Origin of the sequence: Desulfurella sp. (assembly GCF_049977265.1) — a bacterium.
In the GTDB taxonomy this organism is placed as follows: Bacteria; Campylobacterota_A; Desulfurellia; order Desulfurellales; family Desulfurellaceae; genus Desulfurella.
This window is the reverse complement of record NZ_JBMFGQ010000054.1, coordinates 1-8,041: the sequence shown is the minus strand read 5'-3', so window position 1 is coordinate 8,041 and position 8,041 is coordinate 1. Positions and strand designations below refer to the sequence as shown.

Annotated in this window: 10 protein-coding genes; all 10 read right to left on the bottom strand. The window is 32.6% G+C overall.

Annotated features, from left to right (window positions below; translation table 11 throughout):
- Positions 1-138: 138 nt before the first annotated feature.
- Positions 139-1,923, bottom strand: a complete 1,785-nt coding sequence (locus ACP5FO_RS08070; RefSeq protein ID WP_428157340.1) for a sigma-54 interaction domain-containing protein — start codon at positions 1,921-1,923, stop codon at positions 139-141.
- Between the two features lie 37 nt (positions 1,924-1,960).
- Positions 1,961-2,812 (bottom strand): lipoyl synthase, encoded by an 852-nt coding sequence (gene lipA / locus ACP5FO_RS08065; RefSeq protein WP_428157339.1) that lies wholly within the window; start codon positions 2,810-2,812, stop codon positions 1,961-1,963.
- The gene (lipB, locus tag ACP5FO_RS08060; RefSeq protein WP_428157338.1) at positions 2,793-3,455 is read right to left on the bottom strand and encodes a lipoyl(octanoyl) transferase LipB; all 663 of its coding nucleotides are present in this window, start codon (positions 3,453-3,455) and stop codon (positions 2,793-2,795) included. Before lipB ends, lipA begins: the two co-directional genes overlap by 20 nt.
- Before the next feature lie 2 nt (positions 3,456-3,457).
- Entirely contained in the window at positions 3,458-3,796 is a 339-nt protein-coding gene (locus ACP5FO_RS08055; RefSeq protein WP_025392286.1) for a carboxymuconolactone decarboxylase family protein, read from the bottom strand.
- On the bottom strand, positions 3,789-4,988 hold the full coding sequence (locus ACP5FO_RS08050; RefSeq protein ID WP_428157337.1) for a dihydrolipoamide acetyltransferase family protein: 1,200 nt from the start codon (positions 4,986-4,988) through the stop codon (positions 3,789-3,791). The genes ACP5FO_RS08055 and ACP5FO_RS08050 overlap by 8 nt, the downstream gene beginning before the upstream one ends.
- Positions 4,989-5,030: 42 nt before the next feature.
- A complete protein-coding gene (locus ACP5FO_RS08045) occupies positions 5,031-5,531 on the bottom strand; it encodes a VOC family protein (RefSeq protein WP_428157336.1) in 501 nt (166 codons plus the stop codon).
- A gap of 18 nt (positions 5,532-5,549) precedes the next feature.
- Positions 5,550-6,533, bottom strand: coding sequence for an alpha-ketoacid dehydrogenase subunit beta (locus tag ACP5FO_RS08040; protein ID WP_428157335.1), 984 nt, complete (start codon positions 6,531-6,533; stop codon positions 5,550-5,552).
- Positions 6,534-6,553: 20 nt separating this feature from the next.
- Positions 6,554-7,507 (bottom strand): thiamine pyrophosphate-dependent dehydrogenase E1 component subunit alpha, encoded by a 954-nt coding sequence (locus tag ACP5FO_RS08035; RefSeq protein WP_428157334.1) that lies wholly within the window; start codon positions 7,505-7,507, stop codon positions 6,554-6,556.
- A 10-nt stretch (positions 7,508-7,517) separates the two neighbouring features.
- Positions 7,518-7,823 carry a DUF6506 family protein gene (locus ACP5FO_RS08030; protein WP_428157333.1) on the bottom strand — a complete coding sequence of 102 codons (306 nt, stop codon included), beginning with the start codon at positions 7,821-7,823 and terminating at the stop codon, positions 7,518-7,520.
- Between the two features lie 119 nt (positions 7,824-7,942).
- Positions 7,943-8,041: phosphoenolpyruvate hydrolase family protein (locus ACP5FO_RS08025; protein ID WP_428157341.1), on the bottom strand; the 99-nt coding region annotated here is incomplete at its 5' end.

Here is an 8,041-nt window from a genome sequence, read left to right as displayed (position 1 = left end):
ATAAGTGTTCCACTGCTTTAAAATAAACTTTATATTAATAAAATTATTAATTTAAGATAAAGCTTTAATGCAAAAATGACTTAGTAAAAATATAATTCTTTTTCTTGTAAGTAAATCGATTAATTCAAATATGAATTTTTAATCCATATTTGAATTAATATCTATTTTATATTTCTTTAATTTTCTTACAACGCTGGATTGGCTTATTCCTAGAACTTCAGCCATTTTATAAGTGTTTTTATGAATTTTATAGGCTTTTTGTAACAATTGTTTTTCTAAATCGTCTATAGATTTTTTTAAAGGAAAAATATAGTCAATTTGTAAACTTGAAAAATTTTGGTTAAAAAAGAGTGATGGTAAATCTGATTTTTCTATTAAGTTTTTGTCTATAGTAACCACCAGTCTTTCTATAATATTTTCCAGCTCTCTTACGTTACCAGGCCATTGATATTCTAAAAAGGCATCAAATACTTTTGGACCAAGTTTTTTATTGGTGTTATATTTTTTATTATATTTTTCCATAAAGAAATTTGCAAGCAATGGTATGTCATCTTTTCTTTCGCGTAATGGTGGTATATTAATTTGAATTACATTTAACCTATAAAATAGATCTTCTCTGAATTTATTTTCTTTTACTAATTTTTCTAAATCTTTATTGGTAGCGGCTATCAACCTAAAATCAGATTTAATAGGTTTTATGCCACCTACTTTTATAAAATTTTTTTCATCCAATACTTTTAATAGTTTCACTTGCATTCGCAAAGGCAATTCGCTTATTTCATCTAAAAACAAAGTTCCATTATTTGCCAATTCTACATATCCAATCTTACCTTCATTTCTTGCTCCCGTAAAAGCTCCTTTTTCATAACCAAAGAGTTCTGATTCGAGTAAATTTTCAGGTATAGCCCCACAATTGATATTAACAAATTCATGGTTTTGCCTGTTACTTAATTTATGAATGATTTCCGCAAAAAGGGTTTTTCCTGATCCAGATTCTCCGCTTAAAACGATATGAGAGTCAACGGTAGAGATCCTTTTAATTAAATCCACTAAATTTTTCATTTGCGGGCTTTTATATACAACATATTCAAATAAGTTTTTCTCGTTTTTTATTTCTTTTAATTTTAAATAATATTTTTCCATTAGTTTTTCGGTTTTATTTAATTTTTCTTTTAATGTATATATTTCAGTAAGATTTTTTGATGTGCTAAACACTTTTAATAATTTAAAGCTATTATCAAATACAGGTAAACCATAAACCATTAATACTTTTCCAGTTTGAGTTTTTTGTATAATAGAAATATGTTTTTTCTCCTTAATTGCTTTAAGAGTTACAGATGGTTTAAAAATTCCTTTATTCTCTAGTTCTTTTACATTTAAATTAATCAAATTTGCTTCGTTTAAATTATAGTATTCTTCACAAACTGGATTGTTAACACCGATAATTGTACCTTTATCATCAGTTACCATTATCTCGTCATAATACATTTCGTAAAACATTTCTATTTCCTTGTTTATATTGTTTAACAATTGAAATGTAATATTAAAAGATTCGCTATCATACTTTTCATAAATTGCGATCAATCCCCCAATAATTCTAGAATTTAACGTTATTGGAGCTAGATCAAAATAAATAATATTGTCTTCAAAAAATACTTTTATTGAAGAAAAGGCTTTTCCTTCTAGGCACAGTTTAATATAATCTTTGTCTATATTGAAGAAATTTTCAATATCATTACAATTTGTAATTTTAAAGTATTTCTTGGATTTTGTATTGAGGTAAATAACTTTACCTTCTGAATTTACGATGAATATTAATTCATCGAATGAATCAATTAAAATACGCACAACATTAGATGTTTTTCTTTGACCAAAAATATTTTCGAGAATATTTTCTTTAAAATTCTTAATATTTTTCTGCATAATTCGATTGTAATTCTATAATGAAATCAAAATATGGTCAAGTTTTTCTTGGCACTAAGCTATTGTAAGCATTCTCTGCATGATAGGAGCTTCTTGTAAAAACAGAAGATTCCACATATTTAAAACCTATTTTTTTGGCAATGCTTTTATAGTGTTCAAACTCAGACGGATCTAAGAATTTGGTAACCGGAAGATGATCTTTTGATGGTTGCAGGTATTGTCCTATAGTTAAAATATCGCACCCTGTTTGTGCAATATCATTCATGGTATCAATTACTTCATTTTGTGTTTCGCCAAGACCTACCATTATGCCAGACTTTGTTATAAGGTCTGGGTTGAGATGCTTTAAGCTTTTTAAAACGTTCAAAGATCTGTTATAATCAGCCTGAGGTCTTGCTTGAGGATAAAGTCTTTTTACAGTTTCTATATTATGTCCAATGATCTGAGCTCCAGAATTTGCAACTGATTGCAAACATTCAGTTTTAACTTGAAAATCTGGTATTAAAAGCTCAATTTTAACATTGAGTGGTTTAAGTTTTTCAACTACTTTTACAAAGCATGATGATCCAAAATCAGGTAAATCGTCTCTCGTTACGCTTGTTATTACAACATATTTCAAGTTTAAATATGTTACAGCCTGAAAAATCATGTCAGGTTCTTTGAAATTAATTGGTTCTGGTTTATGATGAACTACGTTACAAAATCTACAATTTCTGGTACAGTACCTTCCCATAATAAGAAACGTCGCGGTTTTTAACGCAAAGCATTCGCTTATGTTTGGACAAAACGCTTCTTCACATACAGTATGTAAGTGTAAATTTCTTAAAATTTCTTGCATGTATCCAATATTTTCCATGTTTAAGTTTTTTTTAAGCCAATAAGGTACCATAATCTAACTCATATTTAAAAATTTTGGAGAAATTTTCCTCATAAACATTCATAATGCTATCTAGTGGAATATGATTTTGCGTCATTTCAAAAATAGAAGTCATATGCTCATTTGAAAGACCGCATGGAATTATAAAATTAAAATGATTCAAATTGGGATTAACATTCAAGGCAAATCCATGCATGGTGATTTTTTTTACTATTCTGATACCTATTGATGCAATTTTTCCACTATCAGTCCAAACACCCCTGTAATTTTCTTTTCTATAAGCTTTTAATCCAAAAACAGATAAAGTATCTATTATCGTTTGCTCAAGATTATGTATGTAATCGTGAAAGGTTAGATTTTCCTCTTCAATGTCTATAATGGGATACCCCACAAGCTGTCCTGGGCCATGGTATGTTACATCGCCGCCTCTGTCAACAAAGTGTAACGCAATATTGTGTTTTTCTAATACAGTTTTTTCAACCACTATGTTTTCTATTTTACCTGATTTGCCAAGTGTTATAGTAGGTGGGTGCTCCAAAAGCAAAAGCACATCCTGCAAAGATTCATTAAGCTTTTTTTTTACTAATTCGTGTTGGATTTGGTAAGCTTTTGAATATTCAACGACACCCAGCCTATAAACACTGCATTTATTCATAACTATTTGGCAAATTTATCTAAAGCGTTTTGAACATATTGGGTATACATTAGAGAAGGACCACCACCCATTAATACTGCTACCCAGGAGGCTTCCATAATTTCCTCTTTGGTTGCACCTTTATCAAGAGCAGATTTAACATGGTAATCTATGCACCATTCACATTTTACTGCAATGGATATACCAATTGCAATGATTTCTTTAATTTTTGAAGAAAGGGCACCATCTGATTCAATAGAGTTCATTAAACTAAAGAAAGCTGTTGTTTGCTTATTCCACTCTTTTGAGAAGCGATTTAGATTGTCATTTAATATATTTAATAATTCTATAGGATCATTCATATTTTCCTCCATATATTTTGCTTGCATTTTCCAAAACTTCTTTGAGTTTGTTTATAAATTTTGCTGCCAAAGCTCCATCAATAACTCTATGGTCGTAAGTAAGATAGTATGTCATAATTGGTCTTATAACAATCTCTTTATTTACTACAACTGGTCTATCTACAATACCACCTGTACCTAAAATGGCAGATTCAGGCTGATTTATTATTACAGTTTCAAAACGATACCCTCCTCCAAAAGCTCCAAGATTTGTTAAACTGAATGTTGAACCTTTAACATCTGAAATCTCAAGTTTTCTCTCTCTAGCTTTATTTGATAAATCTTTCAGATTTTTGCTTATTTCTATGAGAGTTTTTTTATCAGCATTTTTTATTACAGGTACAATTAGTCCATCTTCAAGCGCTACTGCAACACCTATGTTGACATCTTCCCAAATCTTTATTTCATTGTCAATTATACTTGAGTTAATTAGGCTGAAGTCTTTTAGAGTCCTGGAAACAAAGTATACAAGTAAGTCAGTGTAGGTTATACGTACGCCTAATTCTGATTCTTTATTTAATAATTGTTCTCTTAAATTAACAAGCTCATAGGCGTCTATTTCTCCCATTACAGTAATTTGTGCAGAATTTGACAAACTTGAGTGCATATGTTCTGCAATTGCTTTTCTGGTACCAGTAAAAGGAATTACTTCTTTAACTTTCCTTCCATCATAAGAAGTTCCTTGGTTTTGTAAAAAAGCTTCAATATCTTCTTTTACAATTCTACCATCAGGTCCGGTACCTTTGATTTGTGTTATATCTAACATGTGCTCTTCTGCAAGATTTCTTGCAATGGGCGATATCTTTATCCTTTCTTCTTTTTCTTTAACAACTTCTGACTTTTTGTTTATTATAAATTCTTGTTTTGGTGGTTCTTGTTTATTTAAAGTGATGTTTTTTATTTCTTCATACTCTTTTGTAGTTTCAGCTATAATCCCTATAACACTGCCGATTTCAACTTCCTGTTTGTTTTGAGCTATTATATGCAAATATCCATCAATAGGCGATTCTATATCGTAGCGTATTTTTTCGGTCTCAACTGTTACAATAATATTGCCTTTTTTTATAAAATCGCCTTCTTTAAACTTCCATTCAACTATTGTTAAAGGTTTATTGCTTAGTCCAATTTTAGGCATTATTATATCCTTTTTCATTTTGCTCTCCTTATTAAAAATAGGGGGCAAACCCCCTATTTGTTATTTTGATGGATACACTTCTTCTGGTTCTGGCCAGGTAAAATCTTTAGAAATCTGATAAATTTCTGCGATGGCAGACATTGTGCTTTGGGTATCTAAGTAGGTGTATTGGAGATTATTCCATAAGCCTCCTTGAAGTACTCCAATGCCATTTTGTCTAAAGTAATTAACTGTTTCATCGTAGTCATTAACTGCAAAAGCTACATGATGAAGACCTGGTCCGTGTTCTTTTAGAAATTCATAGTAGATACTTTTTTCATCAAGAGGTTGGATCAGCTCCCACTGAACATTTCCTATATTGCACAATGAAAGCTTCATGCTGTAATTTGATGATTTATCTCTAATAACCATGTCCGATACGGTTGATGAATTAAAAGTGTACACCTTCCATGGACCTATACCGTAGATTTCATAATAATGTTTCATTGCCTTATAAAGGTCATCAACAACTACTGCTACTTGCAAAACGTTTGTAAATATAGGCAACTTAGGAGTATTCATTTGATCTCCAATTTTAAGTTATACGATTTCTTCTATAGCTTTTGCTAAATTTTCCTCGTCTGGCATCCAGAATTTCTCCAAAACAGGACTAAACGGGACAGGCGTATCTGGAGCACAAACTCTTTTTATTGGCGCATCAAGGCTGTCGAAAGCTTCTTCTACTACAATAGCCGCTATCTCTGCTGCTACACTGCCTGTTTTAGGTTCTTCGTCCATAATAACAAGTTTATTGGTTTTCTTCACAGAATTTATTATTGCTTCTTTATCGAGTGGCACTATTGTTCTTGGATCGATAACTTCTACACTTATACCTTTTTCTTTTTCCAGTTTTTCTGCGCAGGCAAGAGCTCTGTGAACCATTGTTCCAATAGCAACTACAGTTACATCTTTGCCTTCTTTTTTTATATCTGCTTTACCTAAAGGTATAGTGTATTCTTCTTCTGGTATTTCACCTTTTAATCCTCCAGCTAGTAATACGCTTCTTAGTAAAAATAATACCGGATTATCATCTCTGATTGCAGATTTCATAAGGCCTTTTACATCATATGGGGTAGCAGGAGAAACTATTTTAAGTCCAGGGATAGTCATAAAAAGCCCTTCCATATTTTTAGAGTGCTGAGCAGCAGCCTGAAAACCTGCCCCACTGTAAGATGTAATTACCACTGGAAGCTTTATTATACCACCAAACATGTATCGCATTTTTGTAAGCTGATTTAATATTTCATCCATGGGAACACCTAAAAAGTCTGAGAACATTACGACAGCAATAGGCCTTAGCCCACATGCTGCAGCTCCAATTGCAGCTCCAACTATAGCAGTTTCAGATATTGGAGTTTGTCTAAGTCTTTCGGCACCATATTTTGCAGCCAATCCTTTGTATTCGCCAAGCGCATTTCCCCAGAAGTTCCCTACATCTTCTCCAAGAGCAAATACAGTTTTATCTCTTGCCATCTCTTCATCTACAGCTTCGTTAAATGCTTGCATATATGTTACAGTTTTCATACAATCACCTCCTTAATAATTTATGCCCAAACATCTTCAAAAGTTTCACTTACGTCAGGGTATGGACTTTCAACTGCAAATTTCACAGCATCTTCAATTTCTTGTTCAATTCTTTTTTCGATTTCTTTAAGTTCGCTTTCGGTAGCCACTTTACCATTTATAAGTTTGGAAGCAAATCGAGGTATTGGATCTTTTTTAAGCCATTCTTCAACTTCTTCTTTTGGTTTGTATTCTTGGGTATCACCTTCAAAGTGACCATGGTACCTATATGTTTTACATTCAAGCAATGTCGGGCCTTCTTTCTTTCTTGCTCTTTCAACAGCCTCTTTAGCTGCTTCATATACAGCTAAAACATCGTTGCCGTCCACTGTAACACCTGGTATACCATAAGCACAGGCTCTCTCTGCAAGGTTTTTAATATTAGTTGAGTAAGTTACAGGCGTAGATTCTGCATAACCATTGTTTTCGATAACAAACACAACAGGAAGTTTCCAGATTGATGCTAAGTTTATGCCTTCATGGAAACGTGTAGTGTTTGATGCCCCGTCACTGAAAAAGCATGCACATACTTGGTCTGTGCCTTTCATTTGAGCAGCTAAAGCAGCTCCATTTGCAATTGTTATGCCTGCACCAACTATACCATTTGCTCCAAGAATACCTAACTCTACATCTGCGATATGCATAGAACCGCCTTTACCTTTATTATATCCCGTTATTTTTCCATAAAGTTCTGCCATCATTCTGTCAGTTTTTCCGCCTTTTGCTATTACATGTCCGTGGCCTCGGTGTGTGCTTATGATGTAGTCGTCTTTTCTAAGAGCAGAACAAACACCAACAGCAGTAGCTTCTTCTCCACTGTATAGGTGAATAAAGCCACCTATGTTACCTGTTGCAAACTCTTTGCGCACACGCTCTTCAAATGTTCTTATACGAACCATAAGTTCGTACATAGATATCAGCTTTGCTTTATCCATACAAAACCTCCTATAAAAATATCTTGTCTCCGCTTAAATTATTTAAACCTGGATGACTATCAAACCTTACAGCGCCTACAGGTATTTTATTTTCTATTGCTTTAACAATTTCGGCTACACCCAAATTCCCAAAACCACCGCAAAGCTCAATAGCGGCTACTCCTTCGCTTACCAATTGCTTAGCTATTGTACAAGCTTGTTGATAATCTTTACAGCCTATTACGTGAAGCTCTACCTCTTTTGTTTCTATGATGCTTTTATCTTTTGATGGTTCAGCACCTGGCGCTAAGAATATGAAAGCTGCTTTTAATGCCATCTTATCCTCCAAACGAACTTTTTATTTTCAACTTAATTAGTAAAAGAAGTGTTTCAAATATTCTACTGTATGCATTTGCAAAAGTTTATTATTGTCTAATCCCATTTTAATTTCTCCTTTTAGTTTACTTTAATGTTTTTAAAAAACATTGTTTGTTGTTTTATTGCTTCTTCTACCGGCAACCTTTCCATACTACTTGCACCATAAAAACCATTAAC

Coding starts and splice junctions, on each gene's coding strand:
- ACP5FO_RS08070 (WP_428157340.1), bottom strand. CDS start 1,923: ATGCAGAAAAATATTAAGAATTTTAAAGAAAATATTCTCGAAAATATT.
- lipA (WP_428157339.1), bottom strand. CDS start 2,812: ATGGTACCTTATTGGCTTAAAAAAAACTTAAACATGGAAAATATTGGA.
- lipB (WP_428157338.1), bottom strand. CDS start 3,455: ATGAATAAATGCAGTGTTTATAGGCTGGGTGTCGTTGAATATTCAAAA.
- ACP5FO_RS08055 (WP_025392286.1), bottom strand. CDS start 3,796: ATGAATGATCCTATAGAATTATTAAATATATTAAATGACAATCTAAAT.
- ACP5FO_RS08050 (WP_428157337.1), bottom strand. CDS start 4,988: ATGAAAAAGGATATAATAATGCCTAAAATTGGACTAAGCAATAAACCT.
- ACP5FO_RS08045 (WP_428157336.1), bottom strand. CDS start 5,531: ATGAATACTCCTAAGTTGCCTATATTTACAAACGTTTTGCAAGTAGCA.
- ACP5FO_RS08040 (WP_428157335.1), bottom strand. CDS start 6,533: ATGAAAACTGTAACATATATGCAAGCATTTAACGAAGCTGTAGATGAA.
- ACP5FO_RS08035 (WP_428157334.1), bottom strand. CDS start 7,507: ATGGATAAAGCAAAGCTGATATCTATGTACGAACTTATGGTTCGTATA.
- ACP5FO_RS08030 (WP_428157333.1), bottom strand. CDS start 7,823: ATGGCATTAAAAGCAGCTTTCATATTCTTAGCGCCAGGTGCTGAACCA.